A 20382-nucleotide genomic window follows, 5' to 3' on the forward strand; every position below is an offset into this window, starting at 1 on the left:
CTTGTAATCATCCATAAATCCCCCTAAATCATGATAAATACAGTTAAATTATCCCATATTTATCAAAATTTGGGGGGTAAAATAAGTGAATTATCTCGAAGAATTTTTACTCCTCAAAGCTGTCCTACGAGCGTTCGGATTATAGAAAGGCAGGGAATCTGCCGCTCAATAAATATCTGCTCTATTCTCTGTTGTTATGATAGCAAGCTCATCTATAGCGGCGTTTTTTATTTCCTCTTTCGTATTATAAAAATGAGGGGCAATCCTTATGGTAGCAGAAATCGTATCAGAAACAGAACCTAATAAGGGAACCTCATCTGTTTCGGCAAATTCCCCTTCGATTCATTCCAATTATTACCTGTCAAAAACAGGCGATTAAAATAATCCTCAATAGCGTTTGCAACACTCTTGGCCAGTGCGCCTTGGGAGCAGCTTGCCAGGTGTGTATGTGTTTTTAGTTCGGGGAATAATGAGCGATAACCCTTACGGTTTATGTTTGGACAAAACAATTCGAGCCGTTTGAAGTTCATTCAATCATGATACACGATATCCCGCAAGCGGGCACGTATTTGTTTTTCTGCAAAAAAGGCATGGAGCATTTCGTTTTCGTCCAGTTTCCCAAGCATTCGTTTCCCATCATTTACATGAATCACATGTTTGCAGCCACGCCTGAACATTTCCATGATCGCGGGTACATATTCGTTTCCTTTCACTTCAATGACATCAAGCTTTTTAAAGCCTGTTTGCTTCCCGCTGTAGCGCTCCAGCAAAAACCTGATAAAGGAATATCTCAATTGATTCCATTGGAGCCACAAGGTTGCATATAAATATAATAAAACAACCCATACATTCAGATTAAAGGGGAATACAATCAAAAAAAGAAGATGGACGAAGATCAAAACAATTACGGAACAAACTAACGATTGTCTAAAGGCTGTTAAAAACGGCTGGCGGGAAGTCAAATATAAATAGATGACCTTACCGCCATCAAGCGGCCAAACAGGCAAAAGATTAAACAAAAGAACCATCATGTTAAACTGTTGAAACATCGTTGCAAATTCCGGCGAAATGAGTTCATTTTCTCCCAATAAATAAACGGATACACCCATCCATATATGCTGCAAGGGACCAGCAAGGACGACAAGCAATTCTTCGGCAACGGGCCGGTTTCCATGCTCATCCACATCACAAATGCCGCCAAACGGCATTATCAAAATCCTGCTGATTTTCCACGAAAAAAAATGGGCACAAGAGGCATGTCCCATCTCGTGAATAAAAACAATTATAAACAAGGTTAACAGTTCCCAATAGTAACCGGTTATAATGGCAAGGCAGGCCACTAGCCAAAAAAGAGGATGAAAGTGTATTTTTCTTAGAAGCTTCCCGTAATTACTCAATGTTAATCACCTGAAGGGGATTAATAAAATCGTCTCCCTTTTTAATGGCAAAATAAAATTTGCCCGAATAACCCTCTTCATCGGATGACACGGTACCGAGCACTTTTCCAACTTTTATTCGTTCATGCGGTTTTACGGTAAGATTGTTAAGATGGGCATACCATGATTCAGTATCATCTTCATGTTGAACAATCACCGTATTGCCGGTATCCGTTTTTTTTCCTGCAAAAATAACGACTCCGCCGGCGATGGCTTCAACCTGGGCCCGGTCTTCCGTTTCGATCATCACACCGCGGCCATCATGGGAAAAGTTTTCTTTAATTTTTGCTCCAACAGGCAAGGCATAATCTTTTTCCATCCCGGTTTGGATGATGTTTCCATCTGTTTTGTCCTTGACGGGAAAAAGAGCAAGCGGTTTTCCAAAGCGATTTTCATACCATTCCGAGACGGCAGCAAAACGGAATTCCGTCTCCATTGTCCGGTTTACAACCGATTTAGCTTCTTGAAAAGCCGGGGATTCGGATTTGTAAATGATGCTGACAAGGAGAACAAGCGTGATGGAAGCCAGAACTTTGAATATAAAAACTTCACGATTCCAAAGAGGATGAAATGTTGGATGGTTTTTTGAATCGTAGATGGAATGTTCGTCCATAATATCATTGTCCATCAATTCATCAGGCCAATGAACGCTGTTATCTCTTTTTCGGTCATAGGATTTTCTCCTCTTGGCAATTCGTTTTTTTATTTGATTTGCCCGATGGTTCACCCTCCACCATCTCCCTTACCAAGTTTCTACTAAGCTATGACTTGTCTCCTTCAAATATGCATATGTTCAAGATTGGAAAAGCGCGAGCGCCTTGCTCAGGACGGGCAAATAAGGTGAAACACGCAGGAGACCCCTTCTCTAAGGTGTTTTGACTTATGACCTCGAGGGGGGTAGGCGCAGAAGCTGGACACAGAAAAGCTTCTTTTGAAGAAAAATTTTCTTAGCAAGTTATGCTTTCTTTACTGATTGGAAAAAACGCTGGCGCGTTCTTTCTTGGATGGGGGAGATGGTAGGTTGGAATTTGATGAATGGGCGAACTGCCAATTTATCCTTAAAAAAAGCTTTTGACATTAGCGTCAAAAGCTTTTGATTAGCGGACTCCGAAAAGCTGCTTGATTCGGGTAAAAAATCCGGATTTGTCCTCTTCCAAAGACTGGAGTGGTACAGATTCACCCAAAATGCGCCTGGCAATATTCCTGTAGGCGATCGATGCTTTGCTTTCCGGGTTGAGGGCAATCGGTTCACCCTGGTTGGATGATTTGATGACTTCTTCATCGTCTTGCACGATGCCAAGCAGATCGATGGATAAGTGCTGTGCAATATCATCAACATCAAGAACATCACCCTCACGCATCATACTGGGCCTGATTCTGTTAATAATCAATTTTGGAGGTTCCATTTTTTCTTCTTTTTCAAGAAGACCGATAATTCTGTCTGCATCACGGACAGCGGAGATTTCGGGCGTAGTTACAACGATCGCCTTGTCTGCGCCGGCAACCGCATTCCTGTAACCTTGTTCAATGCCTGCCGGACAATCAATAATCACATAATCATAATCTTGTTTGAGTTCGGTTACAAGTTCTTTCATCTGTTCAGGCGACACCGCGGTTTTATCGCTTGTTTGTGCTGCCGGAAGCAAAAACAGCTTGTCCTCAAACCGTTTGTCCTTTACAATCGCCTGATGGGGCTTGCATCGCTTCTCAACGACATCAACAAGGTCATAAATAATCCGGTTTTCAAGCCCCAGCACAACATCCAGGTTGCGAAGGCCGATATCCGTATCTATTAAACATACTTTTTTCCCCTGTAAGGCAAGCGCGGTCCCCAAGTTGGCCGAAGTTGTCGTCTTTCCGACTCCACCCTTGCCGGATGTTATTACAATCGCCTCACCCATAATAATGTCCCCCTTTGAATCTCGTAATATTCGGTCTTAAGTGTTTTAACACTTGCAGTCGATCGATCATAATTTGATGATTATTGTCTATGTAGGCACATTCCATTTGGTGATGTTCCTCCTGATCGTAATGGTCGGGAGAACGGCTGATGCAATCAGAAATTCTAAGCTGTGACGGGGTCATGAATGACGCAACAATAACGGCTTCATTTCTGCCTGTATATCCGGCATGGGCGATCCCCTTTAATGCCCCCATGATAAAAATATTCCCGCCTGCCCTTACAGTTCCTCCCGGATTGACGTCTCCAACAAGAAGCAAGTCCCCTGGAACCTCCAAAATTTGTCCGGATCTTACGATTGTGGCGACAGAGGTGACTTCCTGGCTTTCTATGACTTCCTTGGCTTCTTCTTTCGAAATGACATTGCTTACTATTTCGTCAACAATCAGGTTTTGTTTTTGGCGAATGAGTTCCTTGATTTCTTCTTGTTGTTCAGGATTTAAATAGCGATTGTCCGTAAGAATGCGAACTGAAATAAGCGGACTGTCTTCCAACCCCTGAAATTCCGCAAGTTTCTCTTCCAGCTCTACCAAAATATCTTCATACGAACAACGATCATTTAACTGAAGTGAGAGACCGCTCTTCGTTCCTTTAATCATTACATTTTGTCTTTTCATGATTAGCGGGCTTCAAGGAATAACACTCATTATGCCCTTATTTCTCCTTTCAACGACGAACATCTTATGCGGTACGGTTTGATGAACTCCAGCACTGTTCATTTCTTTTATTTTCGACAAGCGCTGGCAATTCCCCTTTTTCACGGGCCATTTTTCATCATTTCCATATTATTCGGATGAAAGCTTCTTATGCAGATGCTGCAGCCATCTTGTATAAGGGACAAAAATGATGAAATAAAAAATCAAATTCAGTGCAAGGGATGGCAGGAGTCTGTTTTCAAGAAACTCCATCATCCTTACAGGAACATTGAAAAGCAGTATGTTTAATCCGTAAATGAGCCATTCCACCAGTGAAATATTTATTATCACAATCAGTGCCGCAGTCAGAACATTGACTTGCAAAAGCTTGATCATTTTGGAAGCTATATAAACGGAAATGGGAAATAAAAACAGGTAAACCCCGATAATTTCCGTATAATATATATCAAAAATCAGGCCGAACGCCGCCGCATACATGATCGCAGTATTGCGAAAAAAGTATATTCCCATCAATGTCAATGCAATCAACAAAAAATGAGGGATGACCAGCCTGTCCTTAAATAAAGAGGCTGTTGAAAATAAATCAACAAATAGGCTCTCGCCGTAAAAACAAGCAAACAATGCGAGAGGAAGAAGAATCCGCTTCATTATTCCTCCTCCTTATTATCCCCGGTATGCATCGAACGGGCAACGACCATCACGTGTTCGAAATCATAAAATTCGGCAGAAGGTTTAATATAAGCGGTTTGCGACAGTCCAAATTGATCAAGGACAATTTCTTCCACCGTTCCAATATCAAGCCCTTTCGGAAAAATGCCGCCGAGGCCTGAAGTTTTGACACTTTGTCCTTTTTTGATTTTCTCTTCGTCAATTGGCAAATCCTTCATGAGCAGCATTTTCTTATCTCTGTCATAACCGGCAATTAAACCATGCACGGAGCTTTTTGCCTGAATGAATGCGGCTACCCTGTTTTTTGTATTATCCGAACTGAGCAATTCAATGGTCGACGTCATTTCAGACGTAGAAATGACTCTCCCCACAAGCCCTTTTGACGTGATGACAGCCATATCGGGCTTTATGCCGCTCTTTTTCCCTTTATCGATAATAATCCGTTCATACCACCGGTCCGGTGTCCTGCTGATGACAGTAGCCTGAATCGGGGTGAAATCTCTTAAGCTTTCTTTTTTATCGAGGGCTTCACGCAATTCGGCATTCTCTTTTTTGAGTTCGACATTTTCTTTTTCAAGTCTCGCCACATCTTCCAGACGAACTTTTAATTTTTTGTTTTCTGTATAAGTATTTTGCAATTCTTTCATGTCCCCGAAAAAACCCGCTATCTTGTGTGCGGGTTTTGCAACGAGGGATTGGCCAAAACCCACGACATCTTTGACAAACTGTTCTGGCCGTGAGATATTGTCCCTGTCCCTTAATGAAAAACCAATTAAAGAAACAAGTATGATGATTCCGATTAACAAGATAATCAGACGCTTGTTCAGAAAAAAATGTGGCATAAAAACCCACCCCAGTTTTCAATTAGCCGGTATCCGTCCCTTAAAAGGGAAACAGATGTCTGCATAGGAAAGCAGAGGGCCGCAATACAAGGCGACCTCTGCCTTTTTTCTCCAGTAGTTATGATAAAGTGAAACTCCAATCTGAGGGATTTTCTTTCACCCCCACTGATCACCCGCATCTCCCGGCCAACCTCTCCGATTTGCGATGGAGGTTGGCGGGAGTCTCACAGCCGTTCCTGCGGGATACAATTTACGCTCGGTTTTTGAACATGTTAATATGGTCCAACGCTTTTCCGGTACCGATCGCTACACAATCAAGCGGTTCATCCGCAATCAGAACAGGCATTTTTGTTTCATCGCTGATCACTTTATCCAAATTGCGAAGAAGGGCCCCTCCACCTGCAAGCACAATTCCCCTGTCCATAATATCTGCCGCAAGCTCAGGCGGTGTATTCTCCAACGTATTTTTCACGGCATCGATAATGGCATACACCGTATCCCGGAGGGCTCCCGAAATTTCTTCCGCCGTAATTTCAATTGTTTTGGGAAGTCCCGTCAATAAATCCCGGCCGCGAATTTCCATCTTCTCGTTCGCTTCGACTCCTCCAGCCGAACCGATTTCAACTTTGATGGCTTCAGCCGTTCTTTCGCCAATAAGCAAATTATATGTTTTTCGGATGTAATTGACGATTGCTTCGTCAAAATTGTCTCCGGCAATCCGAATGGAATTGCTTGTAACGATTCCCCCAAGGGAGATGACTGCCACTTCCGTCGTTCCCCCGCCAATATCAACAACCATGCTTCCTGTCGGTTCCCAAACAGGCAAATCAGCACCAATTGCTGCGGCAAACGGCTCTTCGATCGGATAGGCATCCCTGGCTCCTGCCTCTCTTGTAGCATCCAGCACAGCCCTTTGCTCTACCGCCGTGATGCCGGAAGGCACACATACCATAACGTACGGCTTGCCCCCAAAAGTTCCTTTTGCTTTCCCGGCATGTTTAATAAAATATTTCATCATCGTTGCTGTTGTTTCATAATCGGCAATAACGCCGTCTCTCATCGGGCGCATCGCCACTATGTTTCCCGGCGTCCGCCCGATCATGTTTTTGGCATCATTTCCGACCGCCACGATTTTTTTCGTCTCTGTATTTATAGCTACAACGGAAGGCTCCCGCAGTACAATTCCCTTTCCTTTGACAAATACAAGCGTATTGGCTGTACCCAAGTCAATTCCTAAATCTTTCGTACCGATTCCAAACATGTATGTATCTCCCTTTCTACCCCATTACATTGATCAGGTTGGACTTTATTTGATTAATTTGATTACGACTTCATTACAACTGAAAAAAATCACAAGACTAATTATATCTTATCATTTATGAAAAGCATAGTGTCACATAAATCCTTTTTCTTTCATGGTGACGAATTGTTTATTGCAGATGATCAAGCGATCGGGAATACCTATTTCTATTATTTTTTACGCAATCAGAAGCCTTTTTGCCTCTTCAATATCTGTCTTGACGGTAATGCGTGTGATGATGCAACAGATGATGGATGCACCCGGCCTGGCCGGCGTGTGGGAAACTTTATTTTTTGTTTGGGGTATCCATATGTATGTTTGTATAAATCCACATAGATAGCACTGATCCTACAACTAGTATAGGCTATATGGAAGTAAAAATTAATATGTATAAGAAAAATAAATTTTACTTACTTTTTCTTTTAGTTGTGATCATGCATATTCATAACCTTTAACCCATTGGCTTTTTACCAATCATTGATAAACTTCCTCATTAATTTCATCTTTATGATTTGTGATTGTCTACGTGTGCTGCCGAAGCCTCCGGTTTAATGGTGATTGCTTGTGCTTCCGCTCTTTCTTTCATTACGGGGAATATCAACTTCTTTGGACGGTTACTTGCTCCATCTACAATTAGTCGAAAGCTAAAAAATGGATGAATCTCTCAAAGTCATGAGGGATTCATCCACAGTTGCAGATGGTGAAATGATTTTCGTGCCAGGTAAGCTATTTGCTATGACATGTATCTCCCTTTCTGCCCCGATTGCATTTATATTAACTAAGCCTTTATATACGCATCTGTGCTTATCACTTCTAAAAATGTTAATGTCACATAAGTCCTTTTTCTTTCATGCTGACATATTGATTATCGCCGATGATCAAGTGATCGAGGATTTCTATACCGATAATTTTTCCGCATTCAACAAGCCTTTTGGTTACTTCAATATCTTCTCTTGATGGTGATGGATCCCCGGATGGGTGATTATGCAGACAGATGATGGATGCAGCCGACCTGCGAAAAGCTTCCTTGAATACTTCCCGCGGATGAACGATGGAAGCGTTTAAGCTTCCGATAAAAATGGTTTGTCTGTGGAGAACTTGATTTTTTGTGTTGAGGTATAAGCAAACGAAGTGTTCCTGTGTTAAAAAGCGCATATCGTTCATGACATAATTCGCGCCGTCTTCAGGGCTGCGGATGACGTAACGGTCATCATAGGAAAGGTTGCTGATTCTTCTCCCGAGCTCTACCGCAGCGGCAATTTGCACCGCTTTTGCCTGGCCAATTCCTTTAATGCCCATGATTTCTTCAAGCGCCGCTTCCTTCAGCCATAACAACCCATCAAATTGTGTAAGCAGCCTGTTCGCCAATTGAAGGACTGATTCCGACTTCGTTCCCGTCCTTAACAAAATCGCCAATAGTTCCTGATTGGAAAGACTGGCCGGCCCATGGTGAATGAGTCTTTCACGGGGCCTGTCTTCAACGGGAAAATCTTTAATCATTAATGTATCCAATTTCGTTGTTTTTTCCATCCTTTCATTCGTATTGTTTAAAAATGGGAAAACCAATTTTTTCAAGCAATCTTGCCACGCGGGCGACCGGGAGGCCGACAACTGAAAAGTAATCGCCGTGAACCTCTTTTACCAACAGGGCTCCCCATCCCTGAATACCATACGCTCCTGCTTTATCAAACGGTTCACCCGTATCAATATAGCGTTCGATTTCTGTTTCGGACAGCTCCCAAAAAGTGACATCCGTTTTTTCATAAAATGTTTCAATGGCGCCTTCAAAGAAAACGGCCACCCCGGTAAAAACGGAATGTGTCTGTCCTGATAATGTTTTGAGCATTTGAAAAGCATGCTCTTTGTTGGAAGGCTTGCCCAAAATATCGCCATGAATGGAAACAATTGTATCAGCGCCAATCACGCAGCTATTGCCATGAAGTTCGGCACCGGACGTTGCTTTTCGAACGGCCAACTCCTTCACCATCTTTGAGGGCGACATCGAGCCGGCAATCGTTTCATCTGCTTTTGGGGAACAAACCGTAAATGGAATATGAAGCATATCAAGAAGTTCTTTGCGGCGGGGAGATGTAGAGGCTAAAACCAGTCGGGGCATAAAGCTTCTTCCTTTCCTGGGAGATACACTGTTATCGTACCAAATCAAACAGGAAGAAACAATATGCTCCCGCTTGCTTTATACAAAACTTCTTTTGAAGAAAAAAATTTTCTTGCCAAGTTAAGAAAAAAGAGCCCTGGACTTCACGCGTCGGGCTCTTGACCAAGGTCATGATATTTTTTTAAAAATAGCAACAGCGCTTGCTGGGCACCAGCCAGGCTTTCCTCGCCGCCTGATCCCGTAAAATCGAGAAGTCCTTTATGCGCTTCCGTCAAGTGTTTTTTCATTTCTTTTATACCATCGCTTCCAGCATCACTTTTACCAAACGCGCCTATTTTTTCCCCGATTTTCTTTAACTCGTCTTGATCTGCTGTACCCTTGAGTTCAGCGCTGGCCGCTTGTCCAAGAAGGCTTTGAAAGATTTGTGCCGAATCTGCCAATAAGGTTGATTCGGCTTCCGAGCCTACCTTGATCTCCATTTCCGGGATGGCAAATTCTTTCGGATATACATCAATACCTGATGTTTCATACTCTTTTGCCCACAGTTTTGCCGAAGATAAATCTGGCGTTACCCCAATAAACAGAAAGTTTTGCCCGTCTATTGCAATCGTTGCACTGGGTATGCCTTTTTCAGACAGCTTGTCTGCGGTGGCTTTTGCTGCTTCTTCCGTATTGAAAACACCGCCTTGGATTACCGACGCTTTCATTTCCGGAGCTTTCACGAGAAGATTGGCAGTCGCAGGTTTACTTTTGGCAGGGGCCGATACAGACGCATCTGTCAACTGGCCATCATTTTCCGGATTGACGACCAGCTTATACACAAACAGTCCAAACGTCAGCCCGATCACGACCGCCAATACAGCGGATAGGACCATTCCGGCCTTTTTGGGTGAAAAACTCTTAAAAAAGTGTCGCGAACCTTTTTTCTTTTTTTCTTTCGGCAAATGCGTATTGATTGGTTCGTAATCAACATCGGCCTCTTTCTTCTTGTCTTCAGGCAAAACCCAGTCAAAACCCCCGGCTTCGGCTTTTTCACCAGCGGCCGCCGTCTCATTCTTTGCGTTTGTCCAATCGTTTATGACGAAATCCTGTAAGACCGGGCTTTCTTGTCCATTCATTTTAACCTTCATCTTTTGCTTGCCAGCTTTCCTTTTCTTTGCCATATTGTTTTATTCCTCCCGACCATTGTTGATTTTATCTTATGCTAGCACGCCAAAACAAAAAAAGGACAAGACTTTTGTCGTCCCGCCCGGGAAGGATTTTCGCCAAATTACTAGTGTATTCCTAAAAAAGGGAAAAATACCAAAGAAATATTTCACGATGAAAAAAATAGGCCGCCAAAGTGCCGGCTGAAATAAATGGGCCGAATGGAATATAATCTCCCCTCCTGAATCGGCCTGTCAATAGTCCGAAAGCACCAAAAAGAGCCCCGGCAAACGTTGCCAGAACAAAGGCCAGTAGAACGAGTTTTGTCCCGAGGGCTAACCCGATCACGCCAAACAGCTTCATATCCCCGCCTCCGATGCCCCCTTTGCTCATAATCGCGATCAGGAGAAGCAGCCCGAATCCCATGGCGGCTCCTGTTACTGAAGTCCACCAGGGGGAAAGCGGTTCTATTAGTCTTTCAACGAAAAAAATTGCTGTAAAAGCCAATAAGATTTTGTCAGGAATAAGCATATAATAAATGTCTGTAATAAAAATGATGACAAGAAGAGCAATAAGGGTGCAGGCAATCATAAATTCAAATGACCAGCCAAATCTCAAAAAGGCGTATACAAATAATAAGGCTGTTGAAAGCTCCGTCATCGGGTAAAGAATCGATATTTTTGTACGGCAATGCCTGCATTTCCCTCCCTGAATGACAAACGACAAAACAGGAATCAGCTCCACAGGCGAAAGGGGCCGGCTGCAGACCGGACAAGCCGATCCCGGTTTAACGATCGACTGCTGAACCGGAACCCTCATTCCCACCACGTTAAAAAAAGATCCCAGAAGAAGGCCGTAAACAAAAACTGCAACAGTCATGTATTTTATACCTCTCTTCCTCATATAAGGAGTCCTTATCATATGAATCTATTTTTGTGCTTTATCCGCCTGAACATACCTCGCCACCCTGTTCCTGCCTGCCCGTTTTGCACCGATATACAGTGCCCGGTCGGCATATTTTACCAATGAAACAGAATCGTTGGCATGTTTTGGTGCTGTTGCTACCCCAATGCTGGCCGTGATCGATACTTCCATTATAGTGCTGGAAGGGTCCAATTCATTATGTACAAGAAACGGGTGGTTGGCAATTGCCTTTCGAACGGTTTCAGCCAGCTCGTGTGCCTCTTTGTCATTTTTTTCAGGGAGAAGGATGACGAACTCCTCACCGCCATACCTGGCCACAATGCCATGCCCGACAACCACATTTTGCAGCCTGTCGGCCAACGTGATTAATATTTGATCTCCGGCCTGGTGTCCATATTGATCATTGATCGTTTTAAAATGGTCGATATCGACGATGATGAGAGAAATGCATTGGATCTTCCTGTCATGAAGATCCTTAAATTTTTCATTTATATATTTATCAAAATATCTGAAGTTGGGAATCTTTGTCATTGGACAGTATTCGCTTTCCCGCTTTGTTTCTTCGTAGTGGCGGGCGTTGCTTAGTGCAACGGCAAGATAGGAGCACAATATATCAACAATCATGAGCTGAAACTTTTGATACGCGTTTTTGCGGGAGGATGCAAGAAAAAGTACGCCTTCCATTTTCTTTCCCTGCATAATGGGAACACACATGACGCTTTCGGCATGTTCCGGTGAATATCCATGTGAAAATTGTTTCCATTCAGACTTTTTGCCATAAATAAGGCCTTTTTCTTGCTTTAAAACGAGACCACAAATTCCCTTGTCCTTCTGAATGGATGGGATCGTTTTGGATGGATCACTGTCTTTTTCATAATGTCTGTCCACTACCAGCATGTCACCCTTGAAACCGAGTATGTAAGCCCATTCTACCGGAACCGTCTTTGTGATTTTTTTGATAAACAGATTCAACACTTCTTCGACATTGAGACGTTCCGTTAACTGATGCCCTATTTCCGCCGCCGTTTGCAAATGCTTGTTTACCAGCAAAGAGGACTGGTACATTTTTAAAAAGAGCAGCGAGCTCAATACTGGAATGCCGATTAACACAAATGCGGCAGGTCCCATCATATTATTCAGATAAAACAGGCCGATGCCGAGCGGGTAAACGACTAAGCCGATACAGGTGTCCCACAGCAGGCCCATCCAGAAAACCCTTTTTTTCATAGGAGGAAAAAACCGCCATAAGCTTCGCAATAACAATGCCGACAAAAAGTTAAGCAGTAAATAAGTGGTAATCGGCAACACGCCGTTTTGCAATGATTCATTCCCTATTTCCCCGCCTGCTGCAAAAAAGCCGATCCCCGATATGAATGATATGCACGTGAACATGGAAGAATATAAGAGGTAACGATAAAGTTTCTCGGTTTTAAATTGAATGAAAATCATGGAAACGATTGTCGCCAACTGGACAAGCATCATTTCATAAAACAGTCCGTAGGAAAGAAACACGGCAATCGAAATCCATTGCGTTAAATAAACCACTGTATTGTTTATGTTTAAAGGTATGCACGCAATAGCGATTGTAGTTCCAAGACATGCAAAAAACTCCCAGAAACCGATATGTAGGGATGGAGAAAGTTGATAAGCATACCAATGGCCTGCAGGAACTATCATGAGCCATAAGGTCCAAATAACTAATTTTTTCCTCTCACTCAAAATCTCCCCCACCCCTTATTATATAGTTCTTAAGACATAGTCTTATAGTCATATTACCAAAATAATCCACGCTTGTCATTGATTACGATGCTCATTTTTCTTATGCAGCAATTGTTTGATGACGGGCTTCACTTGCGAAATAAAGTAAAGTGATCCGGTAACTGCCAAAACCTCATTCGTATCCATTGATCGAAGAATTTTTTTTAGAAGAAGCCGCCAATCCGTTTCCGCTTTTGCCCCCTTAATGCCGCTTACTTCTTTTAATCTTGCTGCAGAGGCAGCCCGCGGAAAATCAAATTCGGTAAAATAAATGTCTTCCCCGAGCCCCTCTAAAAGCGGGAGCATGCTCCCCAAATCTTTATCTTCAAGGGCGGCAAACACGACCGTAACCTTTTTCCCTTTACAACGCTGTTTGATCGTTGCCGAAAAAGCCTGCAGCCCTTCAGGATTGTGGGCTCCATCAACAATAACGGCAGGAACATTGCTGATTGTTTCCATTCTTCCCGGCCAATATGCCTTGGCCAAACCTGTCCGGATATGCTGTTCTTTCAATGAAATCATATTGGCCTCTTTTAAATAAAGCAGCCCGGCCACCGCCAGGGAGGCATTTTCGGTCTGATGGTATCCCAATAGGGACAACTCGAGCTGATCCAGCTTCATTGCTTTCCCGATAAAGGTGAAACATTCTCCGGCCGGTCGGGGTTCGTACTGCTCAACCGAAAAATCAATGCCCGATTGAAAAATGGGCGCCCCTTTCTCTTTGGCTTCCTCTATTAATACACGAATGGCCTGATCCTGTTTGACAGCCGTTAAGACCGGAACGCCTGCTTTGATAATTCCCGCTTTTTCATACGCGATTTTTTCAATCGTACCTCCAAGTATCCTTGTATGGTCCATCCCGATATTTGTGATGACGGTGAGCAATGGATGGACAATATTGGTCGAGTCAAAACGGCCGCCAAGCCCTACTTCCAAAATGACAAGATCGACCGGATGAAGCTCGGCAAAGTAATATAATGCCATGGCAGTGATGACTTCAAATTCGGTCGGGGAGCCAAGCCCGGTCAATTCAAGTTCCTCAACCAACGGCTTGATGGTATTGGCAAGGGAAATAATGTCACCGTCTGACACCGGGACCCCGTTCACGCTGATCCTTTCATTAAATTGTTCTATATATGGCGATGTAAAAGTTCCAACTTCATATCCGGCTTCATGTAAAATGGAACGGAAAAAAGTGACTGTCGATCCTTTTCCGTTCGTTCCGCCAACGTGGATTACTTTCAGGCGGCTTTCGGGATTCCCGAGCCGCTCCATCATCCATTCCATGCAGTCGAGCCCCAAATTGATTCCGAATTTTAGCCGTGAATGAATCCATTTCATTGCTTCTCCATATGTATTCATCCGTTGTCCTCCTCAATAAAGGAAAGTGAATCCGGCTCGCGGATTCACTTTCCTTTCGATCATGTTGTTGATTTTAACTCCGCCATGCGTTCTTCCACCGCTTTTCGCTTGGCGACGTAGTCTTTCTCTTTTGCACGCTCTTCCTCCACAATGGCTGGCGGCGCTTTGCTGACAAACTTTTCGTTGGCGAGTTTCTTCTGTACCCGCTCCACTTCTTTGTTCCATTTATCCCATTCTTTTTCCAGGCGGGCAATTTCTTCTTCAATATTGATCAGGCCTGCCAATGGAAGATACAGCTCAACACCGGTCACAACGGCCGACATGGCTTTCTCGGGTGCTTTCAGCCCCACCTCCATTTTGAGCTCCTCGGGGTTGCAGAACCTTTCAATATACGTGCGGTTCTTTTCCAGCACTTGCAGCACTTTTTCGTCTTTCGCCTTCAACATGAGCGTGATTTTTTTGCTCATTGGCGTATGGACTTCGGCGCGGATGTTTCGGACAGCGCGGATGATTTCCATCAATGTCTTCATTTCATTTGCTGCCTGCCGGTCTGACAGCTCTTCATTGGCTTGCGGCCAGGAAGCAACAGTGATCGATTCTCCTTGATGCGGAAGATTTTGCCATATTTCCTCGGTAATAAACGGCATAAACGGATGCAGCAGACGCATCGTATTATCCAGAACATACGCCAAAACAGAGCGTGTCGTGTTCTTGGCCGCCTCATCATCTCCATACAATGGAATTTTTGCCATTTCAATATACCAATCGCACAGATCATCCCAAATGAAGTGATAAAGCACCCTTCCGACTTCACCAAACTCGTACTTGTCAGAAAGTCTCGTCACCATTTCGATCGTGTCATTCAACCTCGTCAATATCCACTTATCGGCAACCGTCATTTCCTGCCCAAAATCAATGTCTTCATGCGTAAAGCCATCCATATTCAACAAGGCAAAACGCGAGGCGTTCCATATTTTATTGGCAAAGTTCCAAACCGATTCCACTTTTTCCATGCTGAATCGGAGGTCATGCCCAGGCGAGCTTCCCGTAGCAAGGAAGAAGCGCAAAGAATCTGCCCCGTATTGGTCAATGACATCCATCGGATCGACTCCATTTCCGAGCGATTTGCTCATTTTCCGCCCTTCGGCATCGCGAACCAGTCCATGGATCAAAACATCGTTGAAAGGCTTTTTGCCGGTAAATTTGAGCCCTTGGAAAATCATCCTGGATACCCAGAAGAAAATGATATCATATCCGGTCACCAGGCAATCGGTCGGATAATAGCGTTTATAATCGTTTGCATCGGCGTCCGGCCAGCCCATTGTAGAAAAAGGCCATAGGGCGGAGCTGAACCACGTATCAAGGACATCCGTGTCCTGTTCCCAGTTTTCCCCATCTTCCGGTGCTGTGTGGCCAACATACATTTCCCCTGTTTCTTTATGATACCAGGCCGGAATCCGGTGCCCCCACCAAAGCTGCCGCGAGATGCACCAGTCGCGGATATTTTCCATCCAGTGCAAGTATGTTTTTTCAAAACGTTCTGGAACAAAATGAACTTTCTCATCTGTTTGCTGCAGTTTAACCGCTGCTTCGGCAAGAGGCTGCATTTTGACGAACCATTGGGTTGATAAATAGGGTTCGACGACTGCACCGCTTCGCTCCGAATGGCCGACGGAATGCATATGGTCTTCCACTTTGAACAAAATTTCTTCTGACTGCAGATCTTTGACAATTTGCTTGCGGCATTCAAACCGGTCCATACCCTGATATTTACCGGCGTTTTCATTCATCGTTCCGTCTTCGTTCATGACAAGGATACGCTCAAGGTTGTGTCTGTTGCCAATTTCAAAATCATTCGGATCATGGGCAGGCGTAATTTTGACAGCGCCCGAGCCAAACTCCATATCGACATAATCATCGGCAACAATCGGGATTTCCCTTCCGATAATCGGCAGGATGACTGTTTTTCCAATCAGATGCTTATAGCGCTCATCTTCCGGGTGAACGGCCACCGCTGTATCCCCAAGCATCGTTTCCGGCCTTGTGGTTGCAATTTCAATCGAACCGGTGCCGTCAGCAAGCGGGTAGCGCATATGGTAAAAAGCTCCCTGTACATCTTTGTAAATAACCTCGATATCGGAAAGAGCCGTTTTTGTGGCGGGATCCCAGTTAATGATATACTCCCCGCGATAAATAAGACCTTCTTCGTATAACCTGACAAACACTTCACGAACAGCTTTGGACAATCCTTCATCGAGGGTAAACCGTTCTTTCGAATAATCAAGGCCGAGCCCGAGTTTTTTCCACTGTTGGCGGATAAAATCGGCATATTCTTCTTTCCATTTCCACGTTTCCTCAAGGAATTTTTCACGCCCCAGGTCATAGCGGCTTTTTCCTTCTTTACGAAGCTGTTCCTCCACTTTTGCCTGTGTGGCAATCCCTGCATGGTCCATGCCCGGCAGCCACAGTACATCGTAGCCCTGCATTCTTTTCATCCTTGTTAAAATATCCTGCAGGGTGGTATCCCAGGCATGGCCCAGATGCAGCCTCCCGGTTACATTCGGCGGCGGAATCACAATCGTATAAGGCTCCTTTTCCCGATCGTTTTTGGCTTCAAAAAACTTCCCGGAAAGCCACCAGTCATAGCGGTTTTTTTCGATCGCTTGCGGATCGTATTTCGGGGCCATTTCTGCTCCTTTATTAGACATATTCATCCTCCTTATTTAAGTCGTGTTCAAATCGCAGTGGTTGTTGCGGCAAGCCAGTTTTTCGCACAAAAAAATCCCTTCGCAAAAGGACGAAGGGATTTGACTCGCGGTACCACCTTTTTTCCGGATATATGAATATTGACCATAAATCCGGCACTCAATGATCGATAACGGCTCTTCACCGGCTTTCGCTACTTCATTCAGTTCGCGAAAGCTGCTCGAGGGCGACTTTCCATTGGCCTTGCTTGGGAAATCTCCCAGCTTTGATTTCCCTCTCTAAAAAGCAGGTTGCAATGTACTTTTCCCTGTCAAAGCAATTGTTCCTTGTAGTTCATTATTTATTATACTATGAAAAACGGTTGGTAAAGTCAACTTTTTACATGGTCTCTTTCACACATTTTTCCGTTGTACATATTTTATCCTAAGGGGATTTTTTTGGAGGTGGGACGGAAATGAACAGAAAAATGAACAAACACACTTTTCAGTCATGGATTAGAAACTTTAAGTCAGTATGCAAGCAGCTTATTATCCCTTTTACCATTTTCCAGGCTGTACGCACGGTTTTATTTCCGACTACTTTTGACGTATTGCTTTTGACCATTTTTATCGCAACTGCACTTGTCTATCACTACGAGTTAATTTAATATCCCCCTTTCCAATTATGAATCGGAAGGGGGACTTTCGCCAGGATCCTGCATCTGCCTTTCATATTCCTCCAGCCTCATAACAATGTACTCCGTGTTTTTCATATACCAATATTGGCGCTGAAGTTCCTGAACAAATTTCAATTCATGTTTTTCCTTTCCCGCAGCATAGTAGGTTTCCACTATTTGAAACATTTTCCCCGGCTGGGCCAAATAGCTTAAAAACAGAAGCATTTCCTCTTTTCTGAAGGGAAAATATTTAAAATAAATGTGCAGCCAGTCAATACATTCATCAAACTGTTTCGGGTATGTTTCCATCGTGCGAGCCAAAAAAGGAAGCAGATCGTGAATGGGTGACGCAGTTCCGGTTTTTTCAAAATTGGCGAAGTATCCAAATCCACTTTCATGGTATAGGAAATGTTCCGGGGAAATTTTTCCGTGAATAATCACACTCCGGGCTTTTTTCTCATCTTTGGTCAGTTCGTACCATTCTTTTAACTTTCCAAGGGCGTATCCCTGGGCCAATGCAATCTCATGGTAACAGGAACAAAAAAGCAGTTGAAATGGGGACATATACCAGGTTTTTTCGGACCGCTCCACAAATTGTTCCAAACCTTCCTTTTCTTTTTCCCACCTTGACAGCGTTTGTTCATAGTGTTTTTTTCGATCATCCGGAGAAACTTCCACCTCCCGGGCAGAAATGGTATGGAGGCGGGCCAATTCCCGAAAAAGCTCCTGATTTTTCTTAAATTGTCCTTCTCTTTCCCTATTTTCCAGCCAGGGCATTAAATAATACAAGCTGTTGCCAGACAATACTGCATACCTTCCATCCAATGTGGGATAAATGGGCACGATACGATAATACCCTCTCTGGTACAATTGCTGCACGTACTGTAGAAAATCAATCCCCCGGTTGGCGTTGATACGCTTTAGTGCAAATTCACCTTGATCTGTATAAATTTTATACACACGTCCAAACCTCTCGGCAAATTTTATTTTCAGGCCGTAAAGGGCGGCAATTTCCTTGAGGCTTGTTACAGGATCGCCCATCGTTTTCATCACCCGCTTACTGTGCGCATGCGCATATGATCAACATCATCCGGAATGATTTTCTTCCTGGGAAATGACCATTGCGTCTGTAAAGCCAAAAGGAGGACTTTTTCCCCGCTTCGTCCTCCCCGCCTCTGCCCTTATTTTCTATAAGCTGTTTTATCAGGTATATATAACACTTGCCCCTCCTGCAGCTCGTGCGCCGAATCCAGCCTGTTGGCTCTTAAAATTTGCTGGACGCTGACATCATACTTATCTGCCAATCTTTCAATGGAATCCCCCTGCTGCACGAGGCAAACTTTAATTTTCGCCGGTTCTTCATCCTCTTTCCTCCCAAAGAAGTCAGCAAAAGACATCGTATGGTATTTTCCTTTCTTTTTCTTCGACTTTTCTTTGGATTCGGGTTCTTCTTTATCACTGCTTTCATGGCTGCTTGATTCATGGGAGGAAGTTTCTTCGATTATTCCCGGCGACTCAACTGGAGATGAGGAGGACTCCGCATTCTTTTCCATTTCTTTGAAAAATTTTTTTGCCCGCATGGCCAGTTCATCGATATCCATTTCCGGAAGAACGGGAAATGGAAATGGAAATGAAGGGTGGTGCTGGAGTTGTGCGGAAGGCTCATCGGACTCGGAAATGGATCTCGCTTCTGCCGTAAAAGGTTTAAACAGACTGTTGCTCTCCTCCAGGGGATGATCGTCCCCATCCTTTGAATCATCCCTCTTTGCGTGATGATCGTCCTCATCCTTTGAATCATTCCTGTTTACACTCTCAACTGCCTCTTCATCAGCGTGCTGCAACTGAATTTCAACTTTACTTTCTTCGCTTTCCTCTTCAATATGGCTTTCTTCCTCATGTTTGTCCACGAAAGGGAGTGTTTCCGCTTCATCCCCATCGTCCATGATTTGATCCCCTGCCTGGGCATCATACAACCCATACACAAGAACCTCTGCTTCGATTTGCAATCGGGAATTCTCGGGAAGTTCATAATCAAAACTCTCTACTTCTACAAACAATTCATCTACATTTGAAACCCTTTCCTTTGGAATCGTAATATCGACGGGAAACGGATGTGAAAAAACAAAATCCCCTTCTTTACCTTCCCGAACTTGTATGAAATTGACTTTATCATCACTTGGCCGGTCCTCTTCATCCCCAGATTCAACCGGTTTATATTCCCCGGTAAGCCCCAAATGACCCCTTAAAAAAACGAAATCATCTTCCTCAAAAATCGATATATTCGGATCCAATGATATTGAAATAAGTTCATCGACTTCCTGTCCGCTTTGGAACAAAACGGATTCTTCCAATGAAAACTTGATGGACGATTGTTGTTGATCAGGCAAGACGGCTTCCTCCTTTCAATCCGCGCCAAAAATATAGCTCAATTACATCGTATGATCCGAAAAATTAAAATATGATTAGGAAAAGGAGAAAGCCTTCAACTATCTTTGGCCGGGATAGCTCGCGACTTTGGGGATATACTTACGAATTCGTTAAAAAATTTGGCCTTGAGCAATTTTGAAGGAAAAATACTCGCAACCTTGAAGAAATACTCGCAACTTAGAAGGAAATACTTGTAAGTTCGAAGGGGAATACTTGCAACTTGTGGAATCGCGCGACTTCGTAAAGAACACTTGCAACTTTGTAGAAAATACTCGCCACTTGGAAGAGAATACTCGCGACTTTGTAAAAATACTCGCGACTTCGATGAGAATACTCACATATTTGAGGAATACTCACGACTTCGATGGAAATACTCACAACTTTTTAGAAATACTCGTAACTTGGAAGGGAATACTCACAACTTT

The 20382-nt window shown here is 43.7% G+C and carries 17 protein-coding genes and 1 other annotated feature; of the genes, 1 reads left to right on the plus strand and 16 read right to left on the minus strand.

The features are described 5' to 3' along the window. Positions 1-530 precede the first annotated feature (530 nt). From AB1L08_RS17680 to AB1L08_RS17745, 14 genes are all read right to left on the minus strand, one after another. Positions 531-1397, minus strand: coding sequence for a M50 family metallopeptidase (locus tag AB1L08_RS17680; protein ID WP_413065967.1), 867 nt, complete (start codon positions 1395-1397; stop codon positions 531-533). Beyond that, positions 1390-2163: a peptidoglycan DD-metalloendopeptidase family protein gene (locus AB1L08_RS17685; RefSeq protein WP_413065968.1), complete on the minus strand. Its 774-nt coding sequence runs from the start codon at positions 2161-2163 to the stop codon at positions 1390-1392. Before AB1L08_RS17685 ends, AB1L08_RS17680 begins: the two co-directional genes overlap by 8 nt. Positions 2164-2533: 370 nt before the next feature. Continuing rightward, entirely contained in the window at positions 2534-3337 is an 804-nt protein-coding gene (gene minD / locus AB1L08_RS17690) for a septum site-determining protein MinD (RefSeq protein ID WP_413065969.1), read from the minus strand. Next, positions 3330-4016, minus strand: coding sequence for a septum site-determining protein MinC (minC, locus tag AB1L08_RS17695; protein WP_413065982.1), 687 nt, complete (start codon positions 4014-4016; stop codon positions 3330-3332). Before minC ends, minD begins: the two co-directional genes overlap by 8 nt. Positions 4017-4181: 165 nt before the next feature. Further along, on the minus strand, positions 4182-4700 hold the full coding sequence (gene mreD, locus AB1L08_RS17700) for a rod shape-determining protein MreD (protein WP_413065970.1): 519 nt from the start codon (positions 4698-4700) through the stop codon (positions 4182-4184). Continuing rightward, positions 4700-5563, minus strand: coding sequence for a rod shape-determining protein MreC (mreC, locus tag AB1L08_RS17705; RefSeq protein ID WP_413065971.1), 864 nt, complete (start codon positions 5561-5563; stop codon positions 4700-4702). Before mreC ends, mreD begins: the two co-directional genes overlap by 1 nt. Positions 5564-5813: 250 nt before the next feature. Continuing rightward, on the minus strand, positions 5814-6824 hold the full coding sequence (locus tag AB1L08_RS17710) for a rod shape-determining protein (protein WP_413065972.1): 1011 nt from the start codon (positions 6822-6824) through the stop codon (positions 5814-5816). A gap of 867 nt (positions 6825-7691) precedes the next feature. Further along, positions 7692-8363, minus strand: coding sequence for a RadC family protein (gene radC / locus AB1L08_RS17715; protein WP_413065983.1), 672 nt, complete (start codon positions 8361-8363; stop codon positions 7692-7694). Positions 8364-8397: 34 nt separating this feature from the next. After that, the gene (locus tag AB1L08_RS17720) at positions 8398-8979 is read right to left on the minus strand and encodes a Maf family protein (protein ID WP_413065973.1); all 582 of its coding nucleotides are present in this window, start codon (positions 8977-8979) and stop codon (positions 8398-8400) included. Positions 8980-9122: 143 nt separating this feature from the next. Continuing rightward, the gene (locus AB1L08_RS17725) at positions 9123-10142 is read right to left on the minus strand and encodes a hypothetical protein (RefSeq protein ID WP_413065974.1); all 1020 of its coding nucleotides are present in this window, start codon (positions 10140-10142) and stop codon (positions 9123-9125) included. A gap of 121 nt (positions 10143-10263) precedes the next feature. Beyond that, positions 10264-11004 carry a prepilin peptidase gene (locus AB1L08_RS17730; protein ID WP_413065975.1) on the minus strand — a complete coding sequence of 247 codons (741 nt, stop codon included), beginning with the start codon at positions 11002-11004 and terminating at the stop codon, positions 10264-10266. A 48-nt stretch (positions 11005-11052) separates the two neighbouring features. Next, positions 11053-12768: a sensor domain-containing diguanylate cyclase gene (locus AB1L08_RS17735; RefSeq protein WP_413065976.1), complete on the minus strand. Its 1716-nt coding sequence runs from the start codon at positions 12766-12768 to the stop codon at positions 11053-11055. Between the two features lie 75 nt (positions 12769-12843). Next, the gene (locus AB1L08_RS17740; RefSeq protein ID WP_413065977.1) at positions 12844-14169 is read right to left on the minus strand and encodes a bifunctional folylpolyglutamate synthase/dihydrofolate synthase; all 1326 of its coding nucleotides are present in this window, start codon (positions 14167-14169) and stop codon (positions 12844-12846) included. 59 nt (positions 14170-14228) lie between these two features. Beyond that, positions 14229-16877, minus strand: a complete 2649-nt coding sequence (locus tag AB1L08_RS17745) for a valine--tRNA ligase (RefSeq protein ID WP_413065978.1) — start codon at positions 16875-16877, stop codon at positions 14229-14231. Positions 16878-16959: 82 nt separating this feature from the next. After that, positions 16960-17198 (minus strand) — a binding site (T-box leader). 131 nt (positions 17199-17329) lie between these two features. Between AB1L08_RS17745 and AB1L08_RS17750 the strand changes: the two genes are divergently transcribed. Continuing rightward, the gene (locus tag AB1L08_RS17750; protein WP_413065979.1) at positions 17330-17521 is read left to right on the plus strand and encodes a hypothetical protein; all 192 of its coding nucleotides are present in this window, start codon (positions 17330-17332) and stop codon (positions 17519-17521) included. 15 nt (positions 17522-17536) lie between these two features. Here AB1L08_RS17750 and ysxE read toward each other — a convergent pair whose 3' ends face one another. Next, positions 17537-18571 (minus strand): spore coat protein YsxE, encoded by a 1035-nt coding sequence (gene ysxE / locus AB1L08_RS17755; protein ID WP_413065980.1) that lies wholly within the window; start codon positions 18569-18571, stop codon positions 17537-17539. Positions 18572-18711: 140 nt separating this feature from the next. Further along, a complete protein-coding gene (gene spoVID / locus AB1L08_RS17760) occupies positions 18712-19917 on the minus strand; it encodes a stage VI sporulation protein D (protein WP_413065981.1) in 1206 nt (401 codons plus the stop codon). Positions 19918-20382: the final 465 nt, after the last annotated feature.

Origin of the sequence: Siminovitchia jepli, assembly GCF_047228825.1 — a bacterium.
In the GTDB taxonomy this organism is placed as follows: Bacteria; Bacillota; Bacilli; order Bacillales; family Bacillaceae_C; genus Siminovitchia.